Annotated in this window: 16 protein-coding genes and 1 riboswitch; of the genes, 1 reads left to right on the forward strand and 15 read right to left on the reverse strand. The window is 63.5% G+C overall.

The annotated features are described in order from the left end of the window. Positions 1 to 177: 177 nt before the first annotated feature. Positions 178 to 1,008 carry an agmatinase gene (gene speB / locus OXH56_14715; GenBank protein ID MCY3556563.1) on the reverse strand — a complete coding sequence of 277 codons (831 nt, stop codon included), beginning with the start codon at positions 1,006 to 1,008 and terminating at the stop codon, positions 178 to 180. 143 nt (positions 1,009 to 1,151) lie between these two features. Then, positions 1,152 to 1,343, forward strand: a riboswitch (cobalamin riboswitch). A gap of 291 nt (positions 1,344 to 1,634) precedes the next feature. Here speB and OXH56_14720 point away from each other — a divergent pair. Then, positions 1,635 to 3,572 (forward strand): TonB-dependent receptor, encoded by a 1,938-nt coding sequence (locus tag OXH56_14720; GenBank protein ID MCY3556564.1) that lies wholly within the window; start codon positions 1,635 to 1,637, stop codon positions 3,570 to 3,572. A 56-nt stretch (positions 3,573 to 3,628) separates the two neighbouring features. On the opposite strand, the gene OXH56_14725 is transcribed toward OXH56_14720, so the two are convergent. From OXH56_14725 to OXH56_14790, 14 genes are all read right to left on the reverse strand, one after another. After that, positions 3,629 to 4,747 (reverse strand): Ldh family oxidoreductase, encoded by a 1,119-nt coding sequence (locus OXH56_14725; GenBank protein ID MCY3556565.1) that lies wholly within the window; start codon positions 4,745 to 4,747, stop codon positions 3,629 to 3,631. Between the two features lie 38 nt (positions 4,748 to 4,785). Further along, on the reverse strand, positions 4,786 to 5,676 hold the full coding sequence (locus tag OXH56_14730; protein ID MCY3556566.1) for a dihydrodipicolinate synthase family protein: 891 nt from the start codon (positions 5,674 to 5,676) through the stop codon (positions 4,786 to 4,788). A gap of 100 nt (positions 5,677 to 5,776) precedes the next feature. Then, a complete protein-coding gene (locus OXH56_14735; GenBank protein MCY3556567.1) occupies positions 5,777 to 7,171 on the reverse strand; it encodes a sodium:solute symporter family protein in 1,395 nt (464 codons plus the stop codon). A 22-nt stretch (positions 7,172 to 7,193) separates the two neighbouring features. Then, positions 7,194 to 8,297 (reverse strand): P1 family peptidase, encoded by a 1,104-nt coding sequence (locus OXH56_14740; GenBank protein MCY3556568.1) that lies wholly within the window; start codon positions 8,295 to 8,297, stop codon positions 7,194 to 7,196. An 89-nt stretch (positions 8,298 to 8,386) separates the two neighbouring features. Beyond that, positions 8,387 to 8,920 carry a hypothetical protein gene (locus OXH56_14745; GenBank protein ID MCY3556569.1) on the reverse strand — a complete coding sequence of 178 codons (534 nt, stop codon included), beginning with the start codon at positions 8,918 to 8,920 and terminating at the stop codon, positions 8,387 to 8,389. A gap of 117 nt (positions 8,921 to 9,037) precedes the next feature. Further along, positions 9,038 to 11,635: an ATP-dependent chaperone ClpB gene (clpB, locus tag OXH56_14750; protein ID MCY3556570.1), complete on the reverse strand. Its 2,598-nt coding sequence runs from the start codon at positions 11,633 to 11,635 to the stop codon at positions 9,038 to 9,040. Between the two features lie 379 nt (positions 11,636 to 12,014). Further along, the gene (locus OXH56_14755; protein ID MCY3556571.1) at positions 12,015 to 13,112 is read right to left on the reverse strand and encodes a sialidase family protein; all 1,098 of its coding nucleotides are present in this window, start codon (positions 13,110 to 13,112) and stop codon (positions 12,015 to 12,017) included. Between the two features lie 11 nt (positions 13,113 to 13,123). Beyond that, positions 13,124 to 13,624 carry a hypothetical protein gene (locus tag OXH56_14760; GenBank protein MCY3556572.1) on the reverse strand — a complete coding sequence of 167 codons (501 nt, stop codon included), beginning with the start codon at positions 13,622 to 13,624 and terminating at the stop codon, positions 13,124 to 13,126. 68 nt (positions 13,625 to 13,692) lie between these two features. Then, positions 13,693 to 14,550, reverse strand: coding sequence for a hypothetical protein (locus tag OXH56_14765; GenBank protein MCY3556573.1), 858 nt, complete (start codon positions 14,548 to 14,550; stop codon positions 13,693 to 13,695). Positions 14,551 to 14,653: 103 nt separating this feature from the next. Further along, positions 14,654 to 15,781, reverse strand: a complete 1,128-nt coding sequence (locus OXH56_14770; GenBank protein MCY3556574.1) for a hypothetical protein — start codon at positions 15,779 to 15,781, stop codon at positions 14,654 to 14,656. A gap of 166 nt (positions 15,782 to 15,947) precedes the next feature. After that, complete coding sequence (locus OXH56_14775) at positions 15,948 to 17,414, reverse strand: cobyric acid synthase (protein MCY3556575.1); 1,467 nt, start codon at positions 17,412 to 17,414, stop codon at positions 15,948 to 15,950. A gap of 37 nt (positions 17,415 to 17,451) precedes the next feature. After that, on the reverse strand, positions 17,452 to 18,810 hold the full coding sequence (locus tag OXH56_14780; protein ID MCY3556576.1) for an FAD-binding oxidoreductase: 1,359 nt from the start codon (positions 18,808 to 18,810) through the stop codon (positions 17,452 to 17,454). A gap of 8 nt (positions 18,811 to 18,818) precedes the next feature. Then, entirely contained in the window at positions 18,819 to 20,240 is a 1,422-nt protein-coding gene (locus OXH56_14785) for an amidase (GenBank protein MCY3556577.1), read from the reverse strand. An 84-nt stretch (positions 20,241 to 20,324) separates the two neighbouring features. Continuing rightward, on the reverse strand, positions 20,325 to 21,416 hold the full coding sequence (locus OXH56_14790; protein ID MCY3556578.1) for a histidinol-phosphate transaminase: 1,092 nt from the start codon (positions 21,414 to 21,416) through the stop codon (positions 20,325 to 20,327). Positions 21,417 to 21,418 lie beyond the last annotated feature (2 nt).

The raw sequence follows: 21,418 nt of genomic DNA on the forward strand, positions 1-21,418 counted from the left end.
TTGATCAGAAGGTTAACAGCCTTGATCAGAAGGTTAACAGCCTTGATCAGAAGGTTAACAGCCTTGATCAGAAGGTAGAACGTATTCTGGAGTTATTGCAGTCGAATCAGTGATGTATTAAAAACAGAAAAGTTCCCGGTATTTTAGACAAGCCCTGGTGCTGTAACCGCGGCAGAATCAATCCCCTTGCCCATCGAGTATGACGCGCCCCAGTAGTTCACAGGTCAGTTTCGCGGCGACGATCGCCGTCCCGCCGTCTCGGTCCAGCTTGGGATTGAGCTCGACCACGTCACCGCCAACCACGTACGGCGCACGCATCGCGGCAACGACCTCGAGGACCTGGCGCACGCTCAGTCCGCCCGGTTCGGGATGGGAAACACCCGGCGCGAAGCCAGGGTCGAGCGCATCGATGTCCATCGAGATATAGACCGGCGTGTCGAACGCCAGCGACGGAACCGGTCCGGCCGAGTAGGCCGGGATCACCTCGACGTTGTGTCGCTTCGCCGCGTCGTGCTGCGCGGGCGTGAAGCTTCGAATGCCGACCTGGACCAGCCGCTCGATAAGTCCGTCTTCCAGGATGCGGGCCATAGGGCAGGCATGGGAATAGCGGTTGCCTTCGAAATCGGGGTACAGATCCGGGTGCGCGTCGAAGTGCAGCAGGCTGATCCGGCCATGTTTCGCAGCGAAAGCGCGCACCACGGGATAGGTAACTGCATGATCGCCGCCCAGGACGACGAGCCGCGGCGTTTCGCCCAGTGCCCGACTTACCCCGCGCTCGATGGCATCGATGGGTTCGCGCGTGCCCTTTTCATTCGGCACGTCGAGATCGCCGTGATCGAACACGCTGTCACTCGGCCACACCCGCACGCCGGTTTCGGAGTAGGGATTGCCGGACTCCGAGCCGAGGGCGGCCCTGATCGCGGGCGGCGCGGCGGCCGGCCCGCGGCGAAAGGTCGAGTTTGCATCGAAACCGACCCCCAGCAGGCCGACTTTTAAGCTGTCCGTCATCGTGGTTGTCCTATTCGAACTTTATGCTCTTTTTGCATTCCGATATTGCAGTGCATGAATTGCAGTGCAAGGGATATTAGTCTCGGACCGGTGGGTACCTCAAGATAATTCACACTTTTCGTTTGATCTCCTGTCGAGGCGGCACTACTTTGACAGCAGCAGGTGAGAAGTTGGGAAGACGGTGCGAATCCGTCGCGGACCCGTCGCTGTGACCGGGGACGAAAACCGCATTATGAGCCTAATGGGCTCGAGCCACTGTTCCGAAAGGAATGGGAAGGCGCGGTGAGTAGAACGATCCGGAAGCCAGAAGACCGACCTGCGCCATAGTTTTCATCGGCACTTCCGTGGACTGAAGTCGTCCGGTGTACATGGATATTGGTAAGCGTGGCCATCCGGCGTAGACGCTCCGGCTAAGTATACTGGGGGCGTGGTATTGCGCGGGCCATGCTCCGAGGATGATAAACGGCATCCCCGTATCTGACATCGTTCAGGTGCGGGGATTTTTGTTTTAAGGGAGGTCACCTTGTGAAAACAGCCTGATTCAGTAATTAGATAGCCCCGATTTGTGTCGTCGATTTGTGTCGCCGATTTCAAAACCGAACCATTCACCAGGTCAGGAGCCCAAAATGAAATACCAGCGAAGCACACTTAGAGCCGTTTTCTGTCTTATCCTGCTTTCGGCTTTGCCAGGCTACGCCCAGGATACGCAGGATACACAGGATGCGGCGGACCAGGCGCCTAGATACATCCTGGACACCGTTGTCGTCACAGGCAACAAGATCGAAACGCCCCTGAGGCAGGTCTCGAGTTCGATCGCCGTTATCACCGCCGAAGACATGGCGCGCGCCGGTCAGACGACGGTCGCCGAAGTGTTGCGTGGCGTAGGGGGGTTGAGCGTAGCGCAGAACGGGGGACCGGGAAAAAACGCGTCGGTTTTCCTTCGAGGCGCCGAATCGGCCTACACCCTGTTTCTGATTGACGGCGTCGAAGTAAACGATCCCATGTCTCCCGGACGCAGCTTCACTCCGGCGCATCTGACCGTCGACCAGGTAGAACGGATCGAGGTGCTGTACGGGTCCCAGAGCACGCTCTACGGATCGGATGCCATCGCGGGCGTGGTGAACATCATTACAAAGAAGGGACAAGGTCCGCCGAAGATCGACGCCTCCATCGAGGGTGGCGCACTGGGCACGTTTCGAAGCCGGGCGGGATTGAGCGGGGGCACAGCAGAATACCGGTATTCGATGGACGGATCGTTCCTCAACACGAGGGGTATTTCGGCGAACGCCCTGGGAAACATGGAAGAAGATGGATACCGGAATACCACGCTGGGTGGCCGTTTCGGGGCGACGCCTTCTACCGGCGCCTCGGTCGATCTCAACGTCCGGTACACGGATGGACGCGCCGATATCGACAACGGAACAGGCCCCAATGGCGACGATCCCAACCGGATAAACTCATCCAGGCAACTGTTTGTCCGGCCCTCCGCGACCCTCGAGCTCTGGTCGCAGCGATGGAAGCAGACCCTGGGCTACAGCCTGGTCGACCACAGCAGAGAAGACGACAATCCAGTGGACGCCAACCAGGAGACGGCCTCGAATTCCACGTTCGAGGCGCGATTGCACAAGGTGGACTGGCAGCACACGCTGTTACTATCCGAGGGGAATACCGTCGTGTTCGGCGCGGAAACCGAGTCGGAACAGGGAGAATCGGAGTCAAAAGGGCCGTTTTCGAGCAAGTTCGACCGTCAGACGGCGAGGACGACAGGCGTATACCTGCAGGAGATGCTGCAGTATGGCGACGCATTGTTCGCCGCCGCGGGCATCCGGGTCGATCACCACGACCGGTTCGGATCCGAATTTACCTACAACCTCGCACCAAACGTATTCTTCGAGGAGACGGGAACCAGGATAAAAGGCGCTTACGGTACGGGTTACAAGGCGCCTTCACTGTTCCAGCTGTATTCATCCTTCGGTGATTCCACGCTTCAAGCGGGTACGAGCAAAAGCTGGGAAGCGGGGATCGAACAGTATACGGCTGACCAGCGTCTTGCGGCCGGTGTGACGTACTTCGACAATACCTACGATAACATGGTCGGATGGGATAGTGCGACCTCCAGTTACAAGAACGTCTTCAAGGCAACGAGCAAGGGCGTGGAGTTGACCGGCAGGTATTCGGGGAGCGCGGGAACATCTCTGCGGGCCTACTACACCTTTACCGATTCAAAGGACCACGAATCGGATGAGCAGTTGTTGCGGCGGCCGCGGCACAGCGGCGGGATCGTATTGGATCAGCGGGTACGGCCGGGGTTCGACCTGAACCTGAGTTACCGGTTCGCGGGGGAACGGCGGGATAACGACTTTTCCACCTGGCCTGCGACACCGGTTACGTTGGACGGCTACGGGATCGTGAATGTCGCCGCCAACTGGAAGATCACGCCGAACTTTCAACTGTTCGGCCGGGTCGACAATCTCTTCGATACGAAGTACGAGGAGGTCCTGGGCTACGGGACCGTGGGCATTACGGGCTACCTGGGTATCCGGGTAGGGTACGGCGGAAATTGAGCAGGCGGTAGCTGGGACCGCGACAGCTGAGACTGCGGCCTGGCGAAGTGGCCAGACTACACTTTGTCTCGCCCGATGCCCAGTTCGTCCATGATTTCCTGAATGGCGGACCAGACGGGCGGATCGATTTCGATGCCTTGGACCGTTTGCTGCTCCCGCTTGCGACGCGCGCCTTCGCCCGGTACCCGGATTTCGTCAACGCCGGGCGCCTTGTGCGCGCCTTTGATGCTTTCCACGAGCCGGTCGACTTCGGTGGAAAAAGCGGTCCTTGAAGCAAATTTCTCCGGGTCGATGGCGAGGATGAACAGGGCGTTCTGGTCGAGGTCATCCGGGGATCGGCCGCTGCAGCCCGCGCCGCTCAGTCCGCCGGTCAACACATCGACCAGTATGCTCAGCGCGAAGCCCTTGTGTCCTGCGAGCAGACTGCCCAATGGCAGAATCGCCGCCCGTCTGGGCGTTGCGAAATAGTCCTCGGCATCCGTCGTAGTCCGCCCATCGCCGTCGATGAGCCAACCGTCGGGTACCGCCTGGTCCTTGTTCCGAAGCATCTTCAACCCGCCCTCGGACGTAACGCCCGTGGAGATGTCGATGAGGATCGGGTCGCCGCTTTCCCGGGGGATTCCGACGGCCATGGGATTGGTGCTCATCAGGGGGGAGGTCGCGCCCCATGGTGCCACGCAGGGATTGCCCCCGGCGTCGTTGGTCATGAGCAACGCGATGTAACCGTCTTTCGCCGGCTGTTCCACGTATCCTCCCAGCCGGGCGATATCGTTGGCGTTCACAACGCTCGCGCAGCCGACACCCGTCGCCGCGGCCTTGCCGACAGCGCGTTTCATGGCCTCGGTGGCCGTCCACGGGCCTATGCCCAAGTTGGCGTCCAGGTGCACGGTGGAGACGGTCTCACCCAGGACGTCCATCGGCGCGCCCGGGATCATGTTGCCCGCGCGGATGCCTTCCGTGTACATGATGATCCGCATCACGCCGTGGGAATGGTAGCCGGAGAGGGAGGCCTCCATGAGCCGCTCGACGACTACCTGCCTTTCCTCGCTTTCAAGCCCCAGGCGTTCGAAGATGCGGTCCATGATCCGGGTCAGCCGGTCCGGTTCGATGCGGACGGGACGCGGTTCCGAAGCGGACTTGCTATCTGAAGCGTGTGTGCGATCCGAAGCGGGCATCCTTGACATTTCCTCCATCTTGCGCGGTCCTTGCCGTGCTAACCGTCCAGCGCGCCCAGGAGCGCAAGGCCTTCCTCGATGCTCCGCTTCTGCTCGTCGGTCGCTTCCTGCATGGGGGCGCGGGGAAACCTTCCGGGACAGCCCTGCAGCGTCTGGGCATGCTTGGTACAGGCCGGCAGGTTCGTCCCCGCCATGGCGTTCCAGAGTCGCAGGAGTTTTCGGTGCAGGTCGAGGGCCCGCGCGTGATCGCCCGCCTGTACCGCGTCCCATACATCCACCGAGGCCCGGGGCGCGGCCGTCAGGATGGCCGCGATCGATCCGCGTGCGCCCAGGGTGTAAGCCGAGTACATCAGGGCGTCCACGGCGCAGAAGAGCAGGTGTTCCGGGTCGGCCATGATCATCAGGTCGGCGAACAGCTTCAGGTCGCCGGCGCTCTGCTTGACGCCGACCACGCCGGGCACCTCGTCCATGATCCGGCAGAGCAGTTCCGGCGAGAGGTAGCTCCAGGGCACCACGTTGTAGATGATGATGGGCTGATCCACTTCCTCGCCCATCACCCTGAAATGCTCCTGCATGGCATCGTCGTCCGGGCGGAAGAGGTAGTGGACCGGAGTAACCTGGAGCGCGGCCACGTCGAGATCGGCGATGGCCTGCCCCCGCCGAACCGCATCGCGGGTGCTGTCGACGATGATGCCGGCAACGATCGGCACGCGTCCCGCCGCCGCGTCCAGGGTCGTGTCCACGAGACCCCGGAACTCATCGACGTCTATCGTATGGCCCTCCCCGGTGCTTCCGCCCACCGCGATGCCGTGCGCCCCCTGGTCGATCAACCAGTTGACCTGTTCTTTCATGGCCCCGAGATCCACGGCACCGTCCCGGGAGAATGGGGTGGTCGCCGGGGGGATTACGCCCCTCAGGTCGTTGAGCATGTTTTCCTCCTTCGTTGGGTTAGTCGATGTACTGTCGTGCTTATGTCGCTTCAATGCACGCTGCCTGGTCGATACTGACGTCATCCGGCAGGTTCCAATGTCATCCGGCAGGTCGCGTCCCGCGCCGATACAGCATGTGCAGCGCCATGATGACCACGGCCGTTCCGATGCCCCAGGTCGCCGGGGATATGCCGGCCAATCCGCCGCCGTTCGACCCCAGATGCACGAGGATCATCACCAGCACGGAACCGGCGATGGTCGCCAGGGCGCCGTTCGCGTTCGGCCGGGTGGAGTACAGTCCCGCGATCAGAGGTACGAAGAGCGCCACGGACAGTATGCTGTAGAAGATGGTCAGCGCGGTGATGACGTCCGGCAGCACGGCCGCCAGGACTACCGCCGCGAGTCCCGCGCCCACGGCCGTTATACGGCTGACGGCCAGCATCCGCCGCTCGGAAGCGCCGGGTTCGATATAGGTCTGGTACAGGTCCCGGCTCAGGGACGTCGTCAGCATGAAGAGCACGGCGTCCGCGGAACTGATCTCCGCGGAGAACACGGCGGCCAGCGTCAGCCCGCCAATCCAGAAGGGCAGCGCGTCCATCAGCAGGCGGGGCAGCGCGAGGTCTGGAGAATCCAGGGACGGGAAGGCGTGGTAGGCCGCCATGCCGAGGAGCGCGGGAATGAAGGCGAAGAGCATCAGGGCGACGGCGTTCGTGCAGACGCCCTGCCGGACCGCCCGGGCGTCCCTGGCGCCGTAGATCTTCTGCAGCAGCCCCGGCGAGATGATAAACGCGGGCACCAGGACGATGAAGTAACCCCAGATTCGGGTAGGATCGTCCCCGAACCAGCTCTCGAAACCGGTAGGCGCCGCGCTTTCGCCGGACAGGAGGCCGGCCCCCAATACGATCAGGAGAAAGGCCAGGATGAAGCCGGAGAGTTTCACCACCAGCTGGACCATGTTGACCCGGGCGGTGGACGTCAGCCCCCCGAAGGTAAAGTACACGACCACCACGGCGCCGCCGGCCAGGCAGGCGACGTACTTTGGGATGCCCAGCGTGAGGTTGAGGATCCATGCCAGCGGAATAAGCTGTCCGGCCAGAATAGCCAGGGATCCGAACCACAGCAGCACGGCGATGAGCCCCCGGACGCCGCGGCTGTACCGGTGCTCCAGGTAATCCCCGACCGTGTACAGGTTCTGTTCCTTGGCCACGCGCCACATGCGGGGCCCCACGGTCAGGCCCAGGATGAGGCTCCCGATGCCCGCGGACCCGACCCACCACCACGCCGAAATCCCGTGCGTGTAGCCGAGGCCCGTGGCGCCCACCGTGGAACCGGCGCCCAGGTTGGCGGCCAGCAGCGTGCCGAACAGCAGCGCGGGGGAAAGCCGCCGGCCGGCCACGAAGAAGTCCTCGGCGCGGCGGACCGACCGCGACGTCCACCAGCCGATCGCCATGAGGAAAATGGAATAAACGAGGAGGGCGGTTACGTAGGGGGACATAGAGCTTCAGTCGCGCTTGCCGTCATCCCGCGTTCAGGTCCGAATAGGAGGGATACCCGGGCAGGCCTTCGGCCGTGACGACGGCGCGGATGATGGCCCGCGTGACGGCTTCCGCCGCAAGGATGGACACCAGGGAGAGGTTCACGTCGCCCTCCCAGGTCCCGGTGGCCATGGTGAAGAGGGTGTCCCCGTCCGCCTGCAGGTGGGCCGGGTTGATGGCGCGGGCGAGCCCGTCGTGCCCGACCTGGGCGATGCGGCTGGCCTGGGTCTTGGTCAGACCGGCATTGGTCACGATGACGCCGATGGTCGTATTCCCGGGCGGCGCCTCCAGGCGAAGCGACCCGGTCTCGCGTATCCGCCGGGCCACACGGACGAAACCGGACCCATCCGGCATCCTGGCGCCGGCGAGCACGCGGCCCGTATCCGGATCGTACACGTCTCCCACGGCATTCACGGCAACGATGGCGCCGACCCTGAGCCCGTCGGGCGTGGTGAAGCAGGCGTTGCCGATGCCGCCCATCATGGCCGTGCGGGTGCCCGGCACGCCGACGGACATCTTGCCCACCGTGGCGCCGGCTCCCGCCCCGATGCTGCCCTCGGGGACCGGATCCCGCGTCGCGGCCTCGCAGGCCCGGTAGCCGGCTTCTGCGTCGGGGCGGATTTCCGGCTTGCCGCCGATGCCGAGATCGAATAGAATGGCGGCGGGGACGATCGGGACCCGGGCGATACGCACGTTGAATCCGATGGAGCGTTCCTCGAGGTAGCGCATCACGCCCGTGGCCGTGTCCAGGCCGAAAGCGCTGCCGCCGGACAGGACGATGGCGTGGACCCGCTGCACCATGTTCACGGGATCGAGCAGGTCGGTCTCCCGGGTGCCGGGAGCACCGCCTCGCACGTCCACCCCGCCCACGGCCCCTTCTTCGGCCATGATCACCGTGCAGCCTGTCGGACGTCGCGGGTCGGTGAAGTGTCCGGCCTTGATTCCTTCGACGTCCGTGATGGATCCGGATGGCCCGTAGGGGTCGGTCGTCTGGCCGACGGCGGTCTCGCGCCCGCCGACAAGTCCCGCCAGGACGCCCGCGCCGGTCACCCCTGCGGATTCTCTCAGAAAGGATCGTCTGTTCATTTTAAGCCGACCCAGTTGGCATAGCGTGGCTGAAATTCGCGTAAAAACGCCGCAGACCCGATCATAAAACAACCATCAGTCATGCACGACTATCCATCGAAATACTCGTCCTCGGACCACGTGGACCATTCATCAAATATCGGAAAGGGCAAGGGTAGCCGGTTGCCGGCATTGTTCAGCTTGAACTGAATATTCCCACCGTTGAATAGATTCCTCACGGATATTGACAGGCCGGATACCGGAATGCAGTTCTCGCAAGGCGCAGGGAGGCTTCTGGAGGAGGAGGGTTCAATCGGTACGAGCGTATACGCCGATCCGGATTTTTCGACGTTGTAGTTCCCCGCGCTGACCTCCCATTCGGCGAGTGCGACTTCGTTCAGGGCATATTGCGCAAACAGGCCGATTGCCTGGTCCTCACTACCGAAAAAGTCGATAATGACGGCCTTTCTCTCCGGTGCGTCGCGGGATGGGTGGAACCGGCGGAATGACCGGTTCGCCAGTTCTGACTTTACCCGCTGCGCTTCCCTTTCGATTGCAGGCAACACGGGTTCGGTGGGACCCGGATCGTCACATGCCGTGAATGCCAGTAACCCAAAAAGCAGAAGCAGGTGCGCTTGCCGCATGACATACTCCCGCCAGTCTGCTTGTTTAATAACCCACATCGATCGGTTTTAGATCAAGATGGGCATTACGGAAAACGCAGTCAATTCAATTGTATGTGCGTGTCTTCCTGACCTGCATCAAGCGGCCGCGGACGCATCCTGCCGGACGAAGTCCAGGCGGTCGCCTACGCGGATCACGCGGATCGCGTCGCCTTCCCGGAACCTGCCCTCGATCAGCGCCATGGACAGCGGGTTCTCGACGTACTTGCGAATCACCCGTTTGAGGGGCCGCGCGCCGTATTGGGGTTCGTAGCCCTCCTCCGCAAGGAGTGCCTCGGCCTCGGGAGCCAGTTCCAGCGTCAACCCGGCCTGTTTCGAAAGCCGTCCATGCAGTTCGTCCAGCTGGATTCGGACGATGTCCCGGATTTGGTCCCGGTCGAGGGGATGGAAGAGGATGATTTCCTCCAGCCGGTTGACGAACTCCGGCCGGAAGTGGGACCGCACCGCACGCATCACGTCCTCTCGCGCCTGGTCGTCCTGGGTCGCGTCGTGACCGCCGATGTGCTCCGTCCCGATGTTGGAGGTCATGATGATCACGGTGTTCCGGAAATCCACGGTACGGCCCTGGCCGTCCGTGAGCCGCCCATCGTCGAGGACCTGCAGCAGGATGTTGAACGCGTCGGGGTGCGCTTTTTCGATCTCGTCCAGCAGCACGATCTGGTAGGGCCGGCGCCGCACGGCTTCCGTGAGCTGCCCGCCTTCCTCGTAACCCACGTAACCCGGAGGCGCGCCGATGAGCCGGGCGACGGCATGCCGCTCCATGTACTCGGACATGTCCACGCGGACCATGGCGCCCCGGTCGTCGAAGAGAAACTCGCCCAGGGCCCGGGCCAGTTCGGTCTTGCCTACGCCCGTGGGCCCGAGAAAGAGAAAGGAGCCGATAGGCCGGTTTCCGTCACCCAGGCCGGCGCGGTTCCGGCGGACGGCGTTGGACACGGCGACGATCGCCTCATCCTGGCCCACCACCTGCTGGTGCAAGCGGGACTCCATCTGGACCAGCTTCTCGACCTCGCCTTCGACCAGACGGCTCACTGGGATGCCCGTCCACTTCGAGACGACCTGGGCGATGTCCTCCTCGTCCACTTCCTCTTTAAGCATCCGCCGCTCCCGCTGGAGTTCGGTCAGGGCCCGGTTTTTCTCCTCGAGCCGGCGGTCGAGTTCCAGCTGCTCGCCGTACTGAATGCGGGCCGCCCGCTCGTAATCGCCGATGCGCTGCGCCCGGTCCGCTTCGATATTCAGCTGTTCGGTCTGTTCCTTGATCTCCTGGATCGTCTTTACCAGTTCCTTCTCGGCGAGCCAGTGGGCCCGCAGGACGCTGCGCTGCGCCGCAAGGTCGGCCAGCTTGCTTTCCACGGGTTTGAGGCGTTCCTCTGCGTCACTTTCGCACTTAACGGCTTCCCGCTCGATTTCGAGCTGGCGGATCTGCTTTTCGAGATCGTCGAGTTCGGCCGGCATGCTGTCGATCTCCATGCGCAGGTTCGCCGCTGCTTCGTCGATCAGGTCGATGGCCTTGTCCGGCATGAACCGGTCGCTTATGTACCGCTCCGCCAGGGTCGCCGCCGTGACCAGGGCGCCGTCCCGGATGCGGATGCCGTGGTGGATCTCGTAGCGTTCCTTGAGTCCGCGCAGGATGGACACGGTGTCTTCGATGGACGGCTCGCCGACGTATACGGGCGCGAACCGTCTTTCCAGTGCGGCGTCTTTCTCGATATGCTTGCGGTATTCGTCCAGGGTCGTGGCGCCCACGCAGCGCAGGTTCCCACGGGCCAGCGCCGGCTTGAGCATGTTGGACGCGTCCACCGCGCCTTCCGCGGCGCCCGCCCCGACGATGGTGTGCAGCTCGTCGATGAACAGCACGATGTCGCCCGCGGCGTGCTCCACTTCCTTCAGCACGGCCTTGAAACGCTCTTCGAATTCGCCGCGGAACTTGGCCCCGGCCAGCATGGCGCCCATGTCGAGGCTGATCACCTTGCGTCCCTTCAGGGATTCCGGGACGTCTTCGGCCACGATCTTCTGGGCCAGTCCTTCCACGATGGCCGTCTTCCCCACGCCGGGTTCGCCGATGAGCACGGGATTGTTCTTGGTCCGCCGGGAAAGCACCTTGATCACCCGCCGGATTTCCTCGTCCCGGCCGATGACCGGATCGAGTCCGCCCTCCCGGGCCAGGTCGGTCAGGTCCCTGCTGAACTTCTTCAGGGCCTGGTAGCCGGACTCCGGCGTCGGGCTCGTGACGCGCTGGCTTCCACGCACTTCCTTCATGGCTTTCATGATCCCCTCGCGTCGTACGCCGGCCTCCTTCATGACGCGATGGACCTCCCCGCCATCGTCCAGCAGGGCAAGGAGCAGATGCTCCACGCTGATGTACGCGTCTTTCAGTTTCTGTGTCTCTTTCAGCGCCCGGTCCATGACCCGCTGAAAGCCGTCGGAGGCATAGAGCGATGCGCCGTCGCCGGTTACCCCGGGCAGCTTGTCCAGGACCGCTTCCAGCCCTTCCCGGACCCGGTTCGGATCCGTTCCCGCCCTTTCCAGCAGAATGGCCGCCAGGCTTTCCTCCTGTTCGAGCAGCGCCAGCGCCAGGTGCGCGGGCTCCAGCCGGTTATGGTCGCGGCTGCGGGCGATCTCCTGGGAAACCTGGATCGCCTCCATCGATTTCTGCGTCAGTTTATCCGTTCTCATGAGGTCCCTCCTCGCCTGTTCTATCCTGATATGGCCGGTTTCATCACATACCAGGCCATTTAAATCGCAAAACGTGTGCCATAGCTGTTTCAGCCGTGATGCTGGCGATTTCGCCCTGTTTTCAAGCAGAACCGCCTGCTTAATCGGTCGAAAAACCGGAATAGATTCGATATAGATTGCCAAAATGGCAGATATGCCAAAATGGCAGTTTTGCTCGATTGAACTCGACCGGACGGGAACGCCGAATTAGATCAGGTTGGGAAAGGAATGAACTATCGGTGCGGTACGGGATCAGCCAGAGAGGACGATCGCGATAAGGGCGTGCCGAACAAGCGCCATGATCAGTGGGGCCAGCATGATCCGGGTGCCGGACAAGGCGCTATTTCACCTTCACGTAGCCGATGCCCCGGACATCGGGCTGGATGAGCCAGAACACGACCAGGAACGCGCCGTCCGGGAGCACCGTTACCGCGGGTTCGCCGAAGGAGTAGTCCTGCCAGTCATCATGATCGCCGGAGGTGTCGCTCTGGGTCCGGACCTCGGCCTTCCAGACGAGTTCATCCGCTTCTACCCCGAAATCATCGTCCGTGGGCCGCGCGACGGCGAGGCGTATCCCGGGATCTCCGTGCTGCCGCTGATTGTACGCCATCAGCGCCCGTCCATCCGCCAGGGCGGTCAGTGAGATGGACTGTCCGAACGTGCCCGTGGACCGGGTCGGCGTCCAGGTCAGCCCTCCGTCGCGGGAGAGGGCGTACGCGTTGGGATAATCCGGCTTGCCGTGCGGGGCGATATGCCAGCACGCCCCCAGGAGCCGGCCATCGGCCAGTTCCACGACCCAGGCCTCGGCGGCCGTCGACCCGGCATCGTCGAAACGCAACATCGTACCATGGGTCCACGATGCGCCCTGATCGGTGCTGCGCAGGTAGATCACCCGGTTCCGATCCACTTCCACGGCGGGATCGAAGGTGTTGTAGGGCGAATAGCAGCAGATCCAGGTCCCGTCGTGCGTCACGGTGAGCGCGCCGGGCGCCTCGGCCGAACCGGAGGCGGGCAGGACGATGGGCGCAGGATCGGTCCAGGTCAGGCCCTGGTCCGCGGACGACGCCCAGAACATGGCGTTCTGCTTGATGCCGTGGGTCTCGTCCCGCCAGAACGACTCACCCGGCTCGTCAATAGGAACGCGGATGCCCGCGATGAAGCAAGTGCCGTCCGGCGCCTGGCTGATTGATCCGATGTGCGCGAAATCTTCGTGCAGATGGGGCCACAGGTAGGCCGGCTTCGTCCACGTACCGCCACCGTCTTCAGAGCGGACGATGACCTGCTTGAAATCGTTCCGGCCGAGGGCTTCCTGGACGGCGAAGGAACAGACCAGGCCGCCATCCGCCGTGACCACGCAGCGGGAACAGGCCGCGACGGCGTCTGGACCGGTCGACGGCTGGCGGGCGATCATGCCCTGGTCCAGTATTTCGAATGCCATGGTGTTTACCTCTAGTCGAATGTATAAACGAGTGGTCCGCCCGGCGCGCGATCGAGCCCGAGGACGATGGTGCCCGGCCCGGACCCATACGACGCTTTGTACCGTGCCTTGACCGGATCGAGGATGAAGTGATAGTCTTCCGTAGGGTAGGCCTCGCACGGGTCGCCGTCGGCGTCGTGGGCGATAGCGATATCAAGTTGTACGGGATCCGACTCCATGAAGGATTCGGCGGCTACGAGCGTGAATCGGTGCGCTCTGCATCCGCCACTATACGACACAGAAACCGCGAGTGTATCTCCCCTGACAGCGGCGGCATTGAGTTCATAGTCATCCGTGCCCCACTGCGTGGTGGAACGGACATCTCCGGGACTGAAGACGACGTTTCCGATCATAGGGGCGTCGTCGAAAGGGCCTTGATCAGGCGTCGTGGAAACGGGACTGTCTTCATCGTTTCCGCAGGCCGCCACACAAGCGACCACGAGACCCAACAGCAGGAGACTGATGCCCTTCATGGAGTTGCTCCTTCCACTGAACCACTGCGCGCTGATTGCGGTCCCACAACGCGAAATCAAAGATTCCCCTACACCCGCCGGAACTTCTGAATCCGGTTGTGCGCGAAGGGGACTTCGCACACATAGACGTCCCCGTGTGTATCCACCCAGATACCATGCGGCGCGTCCACGAACACCCCATCCTTTTCATCCCGGTTACCCCATTGCGACAGGACCTCGCCGTACAGATTGAGGACGCTGACTCTTCCAGGCGCTTCGGCGAGATAAACGATGTCATCCCGGTCGATATACAGGTCGTTCGCGGCCAGCAGATGGTCCCATGATTCGAGGTACCGGCCTTCGGCATCGAAAATCTGCACCCGAGCGTTCCCCCGGTCCACGATCAGGACCCGGCCGTCCCTGTCGACGCGGACGCAGTGGGGGGTATCGAACTGTCCCGCCTCGCTGCCGTGACCGCCCCAGGTACAGCGCAGCTCCCCGTCCGTCGTGAAGCGGTGCGCGTAGTGCTGGCCGTAGCCGTCGGTCACATAAAGGTCGTCGTCCAGGCCGAGTACCGCCCAGGTGGGCGAGTTAAATGGCTGGCCCAGTTCACCCGGCCTGCCGTACGTACCGAGCATGGACAGTATCTTGCCTTCGAGCGTGAACGTCATGACCGTATGCAGTTCAACTTCAGTAATGTAGATGATGTCGTCGTCGCTGATCCAGAGGGAGTGAGGCACCTTGAAGATGTCCTGGCCCCAGTCGTACAGGAACCGGCCGTCGCGGTCGTAGACGACGATGGCGGGATTCGGTTCCCGGTCGATCACATGCACGCGGTCCTGCGAGTCCACGGCCATGGAAGATACCACGCCGAGGTCACGGCCGGCGGGTCCGCCCCCCCAACCCTCGACAAGTTCATAGGTGTAGTCTCCCGATCCGTATACCATGTTGGTATCTCCCGTGTTTAGCATGGACCTTAAGCGTGCAACCGGTCTCAGACTGCCTGCCGATCCGCTTGGAATCGCTTGATTTGTGCTCTGCGGCCCGATGTCATACGATGCCCGCCCGGGCCGTGAGTACGGGTTCCCAGCAACCGCCTGGACGCTGCACCCCGTCCACGTCGCGCAACGGCAGCGCGTTTTCGTTCCAGCGCAGCACCGCCACGTCACCGCAGGCGCCGGCACGCAGGGTGCCGATCTCGCCTTGCAAACCCAGGACTTCCGCGGGACGGCTCGTCACCCGCAGGAAGGCGTCGCGCTCCGCCATGCCGGCCGCGATCAGCTTAGACAGCGTCCGGGGCAGGTCGTGTTGCGGGTCGCTCCCCACGTGTCGGCTGTACTGGTCGGTGGATATGGTATCGGGCAGGAACCCGTCGGCGATGGCCGCCTCGGCGACCGGGAAACTGAACGATGCCATGCCGTGGCCGATGTCGAAGAGGACGCCCCGTGCCCGGGCGTCGCGGACACAGGACCGTATCCTTCCGTCCTTCACCACGCTTTCGGGGAAATCGTTGAAGCAGTAGGTGACCACGTCTCCGGCGCGCAGCAGCGGCAACTGGTCGTCGAGGGACCAGTCGCTGGACAGTCGCGTGCCGACCAGCAGGGGCTTGCCGGTTCGTTCGGAGGCCGCCAGGGCCCGATCCATGATCTCCCTGGGCGGCGTGGGGTTGCTGGGGCCCGTATTGGCCGCGATGCCCCAGATGGCGTCTCCTCCGGATTCGATGGCCGACTCGCAGGCCTCCACGTCCGCGGCCTCCAGGTCCGGGAAGCACGCATCCGGATGGGATTCGCCGTGAACCGACAGGTTGATGGCGAGGATCACCCGCGTCCTGCATGCCCGGATCACATGGTCCCGGTAAGCCGGCCAGTTGCTGGCGCCGGCGTCGCCCTGGGACATGACGGTCGTGACGCCCCGGGGCAGGAAGTGGGCGTCGGGGTCCACACCGTAACGCGATCCGCCCCGGGCCGGATGGGCGTGCAGGTCCACCAGTCCCGGCATCGCCACTCCATCCGGAAAATCGAATGTCATGGCGGCGGATCCGTCCACTCCAGGTCCGGACGCCGCAATGCGCCCGTCTTTAACTGCCACGGCACCCGGCCCATCCAGGCCCGTTTCTTCGCAGAACACGCGGCCCGCCCTGATCAGCAGGTCGTAGTCATGTGCGGGCGGTGCGGGCATGCTGTCTCCGATCTCGTAAAGGACGAGTCAACCCTATCGTAGAGTGCGAGGCGCGGCGTTTACTTTGGACATGGCATTCCAACTGGACATGGCATGTAATCCGAACTGAGAGATTATACCAATGCCCCGGTACAGGACCAATACAAAATCACCCGGCAGGAACCCTTCAACCCAGACCGACCCCGATTCTGCCCGCGAGGAGCGAAAGGTCCAGGTTTTCGGCCATGGCGTCGGCGATCCGGTCCAGGTCGCGGTTCCACCGGACCGTGATATGCTCTTCGGAACTGCTCGTCCAGTTCAGCCAGGATTCGAGTACCGCGCCCCGGTACTTCCCTTCATCGAAGAGTCCATGGATGAACGTGCCCATCACCTGACCGTCGTCGGAGCGTGCGCAGAAGGGGAACAGCTCGGGATCCTCGATGCTTCGTCCGTGCCGGATCTCGTACCCGGTGAACGGCAAATCAGCAGGCCATTTTGCCCGGGCCGTCAACGGATGAACCCGCTTGTCCGGTTGCATCTCGGTTTCGATCGGCAGCCAGGCCAGTCCTTCCGTTTCGGCGGGTCCTTCTATCTCCCTGGGATCCAGAATACGTCTCCCGAGCATCTGCGCCCCGCCGCAGATGCCCAGTAAGCATCCCCCGTATCGAAGGTGCCGTTCGAGGGCCGCGGGCCAGCCGCGCTCCCTCAGCCATTCGAGATCGGCGGAAGTGGACTTCGAGCCGGGCAGGACGACCAGGTCCCATCCATGCGGCCCGGTCAGTTCCGAGGGGTCGCGCAGCCAGGCAAAATCCACCTTCGGGTCGTGCAGGAAGGGATCCAGGTCGGCCGTATTGCTCGCTCTCGGATAGTGGATGCCGGCGACGCGCAACTTGAGGCCATCGCCGGGAATCGCGGCACGCCGCGAACGATCCATGCCCGTGTAGGGGGTGTCTTCTTCGGGGAGTCCCAGATCCTGAAAGTACGGTAGCCAACCAAGTACGGTCGTGCCCGCCCGGGTTTCGAGCCATTGGAATACGTCGCCCAGCAGGGACGCTTCGCCCCGGAATCGATTGACGATCATTGCCTCCACGAGCCTGCGGTCCTCCGCTTCCAGGGCCGTCATCGTACCGAGCAGCGCGGCGAAAATGCCCCCGCGGTCGATGTCTCCGACCAGCCATACTGGGATACCGGCCGCCCGGGCGAAACCCATGTTGGCGATGTCTCCCTCGCGGAGATTGGGTTCCGCCGGCGATCCCGCGCCTTCCACGACGACCCAGTCATGGGCATGGCGCAACCGGTCGAACGCCGCCAGCACTTCTGGCATCAGTCCGCCCCGGTCTTCCTTGAACCGACCGGCCATGAGCTTGCCACGCACCTTGCCGCCCACGACCAGTTGCGCCAGGTTGTCGGCCTCCGGCTTGATCAGGACGGGGTTCATGTCCACGGTGGGTTCGATACCCGATGCGAAGGCCTGCAGAGCCTGGGCGCGTCCGATTTCGCCGCCGGAGGGACAGGCGGAAGACGCGTTGCTCATGTTCTGCGGTTTGAAGGGAGCCACTTTCACCCCGGAACGGGCGAGCAACCGGCACAATCCGGCGGTCAGCAGCGATTTGCCGACGCCCGAGGCCGTTCCCTGGATCATCAAAGCGTTCATCGGGATTCCCATGGTACATGCGCCGCGATCCGGCCAGTCATAACTGCCCGCTTGTCGCACTCCGCATGTGGGCCATATCAGCGGCCGAAAGACCGTCGAAACGACTAAAAGAGAAGGATTGCGCGTAGTCCGGCAAATCCCCGCCTGTCACATGCGCGGCGACCAGTTCACCCGCCGCCTGCGAACCCATCACGCCGTAGCCGGACAGCGCACCAGCTATGTAGGCGCCTTCGATGGGCAGCGGACCGATCAGCGGCCGGTTGTCCGCGGTCTTGCAGTAGTAGCCGCCGTCGACCGTCAGTGCATCCGCTGTATCGAAATACGCTTTCATGCCGGGGATCATCCGGGCGAGCCCACGCAGGACGATCACCGGATAGGCCGGATCGAAAGCGAGTGGGAACACCGCCTCTCGTGGCGCGATGTCATAGGTCCAAATGCCCAGAAATGTCTGCTTTCCGTCCCGGTAGCGGGGACGGATGTGGAGTCCCGCGGGAAAGGGTTCGACGAGGTAGCGGGTGGCTGGATCGGCGGCATGTCTCTGTCGTTCGTCGCCATCCCAGACCAGTTCGACCGGATCCGTCCAGATCAACATAGGCGCGTCGGGCGGAAGGACGCCGGCCGTATCCTCCACGATGATCTTGCCGTGCAGTTCCATGAATACCGGTACATCCAGGTCCAGCATCCGGCCGGCCTCCCCGATCAGTGGTCCCGCGGCGAGGACGAGCTTTCCGGTTTCGAGGACCGTTCCGGATTCCATTCTAACGCCCGTGATCCGGTTGTTCCGCGTGGCGACGCTCGTGATCCTGTCCCTGACGATCCTGCCACCCACGGAGGCGATGCGGTCGAGCATCCACCGGCCGAGCGATGGGACGTCCATCCAGCCGCAGCGGCGCACGTGCAGCATGGCGGCCGTGTCGTCCACTAGAAAGGGAAACAGCCTTGTGATTGTCTCCGTATCCTGAACGAGGTCTGCGCCCGTCAGATCCGGCTTCAATCCCTCCGGCTTGGAAGGTTCGTAGGATCCGCCGTCGCGGTGAACGCGCAGGACGCCGCCGCCCAGGCCGGCCACTTTTTCCGCCTCTTTTTCAAGCACCGGGATGCGGCGCTGGTCGCCGGTCAGGAAAACGTAGCCCCTGCGGTTCATTCGGGCCGCGTTCCCGCTTTCCGCCGCCAGTTCCTCCATCAGGTCGATGCTCCGGCTGATGAACCGGAACATGGGCGCATCGGACCACCAGTTCCGGTACGCCTCGGTCCCGTAAGCGCTTGTAAGGGAGAGCGGCGGCCGTTCGTCGACGAGCACGACGTTCCGCACGCCGCGACGAACGACGAGATGATAGGCGGCAGACACGCCGGCAATGCCCGCGCCGCAGATGACGATTTCCGCCCTGGTGGACATGGATGTGCTCAAGCCTCGACCACAGGCGGGCGTCTCTTCCAGGTCCGGGTCGCCTGTTCGAAGGCGTGGGCGAGTTGAAGGACGCCGAGTTCGTCCTCGTGCCGTCCGACGATCTGCAGTCCCACGGGAAGGCCCGAGGACGTGAATCCGCATGGAACGGATATGGCGGGCAGCCCGGTGACGGTGACGTAGTAGCACGACTTCATCCAGTCGATGTAGGTCTCCATCTGCACGCCGTCGATCTCCGTGGGGTAGGGCGTATTCACGTCGAAGGGCGGGACCTGGCTGACGGGGAAGACCATGAACTCGTGGTGTTCCATGAAGCTGCGGACCCGGTGGTACAGGGTGGTGCGGTCCACCTCCGCGCGGGCGATCTGCGGCCCCGTCAGGGCGAATCCGGCTTCGAGGTTCCAGATGACCGTGTCCTTGATCTGGTCGCGATGGGTCTCGAGGAGGTCGCCGTATCCCTGGATGAAGCTCCACGCCCTCAGCGTCTTGAACACCTCGTCGGCTTCGGCGAAATCGGGCTGGCCCGATTTGACGGTCATGCCCAGATCCTCGAAAACCCCGCGCTTCGCCTCGATGGCCGTGGTAACGTCGGGATCCACGGGCAGCCCACCGAAGTCCATGCTCCAGGCGACGCTCACCCCCTTGAAGTCGCGTTCAAGTGGCATGGCGAAGGACTGTCCCGGCTCCCGGATCGCAAGGGGCGCACGGGGATCGGGTCCCGCTATGGTGCTGAGCATGAGCGCGGCGTCCGCCACCGTCCGGGCCATGGGACCCTGGACGCTGAGCCTGCCCCAGGCGTTGACGGACGGCCATCGCGGCACGCGTCCCGGCGCGGAGCGCATCCCCACCACGTTGCAGAAGTTGGCCGGGTTGCGCAGCGAACCGCCCATGTCGCTGCCGTCGGCGATGGGCAGCATGCCGCAGGCCAGGGCCACGGCGGCGCCACCGCTGCTGCCGCCGCAGGTCCGGGTCGTGTCGTATGGATTCAGCGTCGCGCCGAAGACCGGGTTGAACGTCTGGGAACCCGCGCCGAACTCCGGCACGTTGGTCTTGCCGAAGGAGATCGCCCCCGCCTTCTTCAGCCGCTCCACGATCAGCTCGTCCTGGCCCGGTACGAAATCGCGGAAGATCGGCGAACCGTAGGTCGTCCGCACGCCTTTGGTCAGTACCAGGTCCTTGTGGGCGATGGGCAGACCGAAGAGGGGCCCCCGCGCCTCGTTTCGCGCGATGGCCTCGTCGGCCTTCCGGGCGCCGTCCAGCGCCTGGTCGGGATGATAGGTGACGATGGCGTTCACAGCGGGATTCACCCGGTCGACCTGGGCCAGATGGGCCTCCATGACCTCCGTCACGGACACGTCCTTGCGGCGGATCATGCGGGCCAGATCAGTCGCCGGGGTGAAGCACAGTTCGGATACGGCCATTGCGTGCCTTTCTGATCTTGTTTCGATTTGGCGGAACCGGCGTGTCGCGTCTTGGGGCCGGGATATGCGCCATGGCCGGAGACTTCAGCCCAGTATATCCCGCAGGGCCCCGGTGAAGATCCGGCTTTCCGCCTCGTTGCCGTAGGAAACGCGGATCATGCCTGGAATGCCCCAGGAAGCCTCGGCGTTGATGACGATAATGCGCCGTTCGGCCAGCGCCTGCGTCACCGCTTTCGCGTCACCCACTTCAATCAGTACGAAGGCCGCCTCGCTGCGGACGAACGCCAGCCCGAGGGCGTCGCACGTCTCGTAATAGATCGCCTTGGACGCGCTCGCGGCCTTCCTGGAGCGGATCACGTGGTCCGGATCGTCAAGCGCCGCACAGGCGGCGGTCAGCACCAGGGCGCTGGGTGATCCCCCGTGGAACCGGCGGACGCGCGCCATCATTTGGGGCTGGGCCACGGCGTAGCCCAGCCTGAAGCCCGCCAGGCCGTAACCCTTGGAGAAGGTCCGCACCAGGAGGACGTTCTCGTGTGCTCGAACCAGGGCGCTGCCGTCGGCGCAGGCGCCGTCTTCCACCAGGTCGATGTAGGCTTCGTCCAGCAGGACGATTACGCGGTCGGGCAGATCATCGATGAAGCGCGACAGCGCGTCGTGGGTGACGACGGTGCCCGTTGGATTGTTCGGGTTAGTGATGACGGCCATGCGGGTCCGTTCGTTGACGGCCGCGGCCATGGCATCCAGGTCGTACTCGTACCGCGGCGTCAGGGTGGTCCGCACGGACCGGGCTCCGATATCCTCCCCGTACCGGACCATCAAACCGAAGGCGGGATGAGGCTCGACCACCTCGTCTCCCGGAGCGAGGAAGGCCCGCGCGATGGCGTGCATCAGGTGCTCGGCGCCGTCGCCCACGCGGATCCAGGTATCCTCCGAATCCAGGCCAGGCAGCGAAAGCTTCTCGTCGTGCGGTACACCGTGCAGTTCGGCCAGTTTGCGGAAGAGGTCGATATGGTCGGGGTCTTCGTAGCGGTTGATCTGATCGCTGCGCGATTTCACCGCTTCGATGACGCCGGGAGAAGGCCCGAGGGGATTCTCGTTTCTACTAAGGCGCACGATACCCCGAGGAAGGCCGACGCTCTGGTGGTTTTCGTTCACCGCGCTCACGGGCGTTGCCACAG

The sequence above is a fragment of the Gemmatimonadota bacterium genome (genome assembly GCA_026702745.1).
Taxonomy (GTDB): domain Bacteria; phylum JAAXHH01; class JAAXHH01; order JAAXHH01; family JAAXHH01; genus JAAXHH01.

Coding starts and splice junctions, on each gene's coding strand:
- OXH56_14785 (MCY3556577.1), bottom strand. CDS start 20,240: ATGGCCGTATCCGAACTGTGCTTCACCCCGGCGACTGATCTGGCCCGC.
- OXH56_14735 (MCY3556567.1), bottom strand. CDS start 7,171: ATGTCCCCCTACGTAACCGCCCTCCTCGTTTATTCCATTTTCCTCATG.
- OXH56_14740 (MCY3556568.1), bottom strand. CDS start 8,297: ATGAACAGACGATCCTTTCTGAGAGAATCCGCAGGGGTGACCGGCGCG.
- OXH56_14720 (MCY3556564.1), top strand. CDS start 1,635: ATGAAATACCAGCGAAGCACACTTAGAGCCGTTTTCTGTCTTATCCTG.
- OXH56_14780 (MCY3556576.1), bottom strand. CDS start 18,810: ATGTCCACCAGGGCGGAAATCGTCATCTGCGGCGCGGGCATTGCCGGC.
- OXH56_14730 (MCY3556566.1), bottom strand. CDS start 5,676: ATGCTCAACGACCTGAGGGGCGTAATCCCCCCGGCGACCACCCCATTC.
- OXH56_14745 (MCY3556569.1), bottom strand. CDS start 8,920: ATGCGGCAAGCGCACCTGCTTCTGCTTTTTGGGTTACTGGCATTCACG.
- clpB (MCY3556570.1), bottom strand. CDS start 11,635: ATGAGAACGGATAAACTGACGCAGAAATCGATGGAGGCGATCCAGGTT.
- OXH56_14770 (MCY3556574.1), bottom strand. CDS start 15,781: ATGCCCGCACCGCCCGCACATGACTACGACCTGCTGATCAGGGCGGGC.
- OXH56_14760 (MCY3556572.1), bottom strand. CDS start 13,624: ATGAAGGGCATCAGTCTCCTGCTGTTGGGTCTCGTGGTCGCTTGTGTG.
- OXH56_14775 (MCY3556575.1), bottom strand. CDS start 17,414: ATGAACGCTTTGATGATCCAGGGAACGGCCTCGGGCGTCGGCAAATCG.
- OXH56_14725 (MCY3556565.1), bottom strand. CDS start 4,747: ATGCCCGCTTCGGATCGCACACACGCTTCAGATAGCAAGTCCGCTTCG.
- OXH56_14765 (MCY3556573.1), bottom strand. CDS start 14,550: ATGGTATACGGATCGGGAGACTACACCTATGAACTTGTCGAGGGTTGG.
- OXH56_14755 (MCY3556571.1), bottom strand. CDS start 13,112: ATGGCATTCGAAATACTGGACCAGGGCATGATCGCCCGCCAGCCGTCG.
- speB (MCY3556563.1), bottom strand. CDS start 1,008: ATGACGGACAGCTTAAAAGTCGGCCTGCTGGGGGTCGGTTTCGATGCA.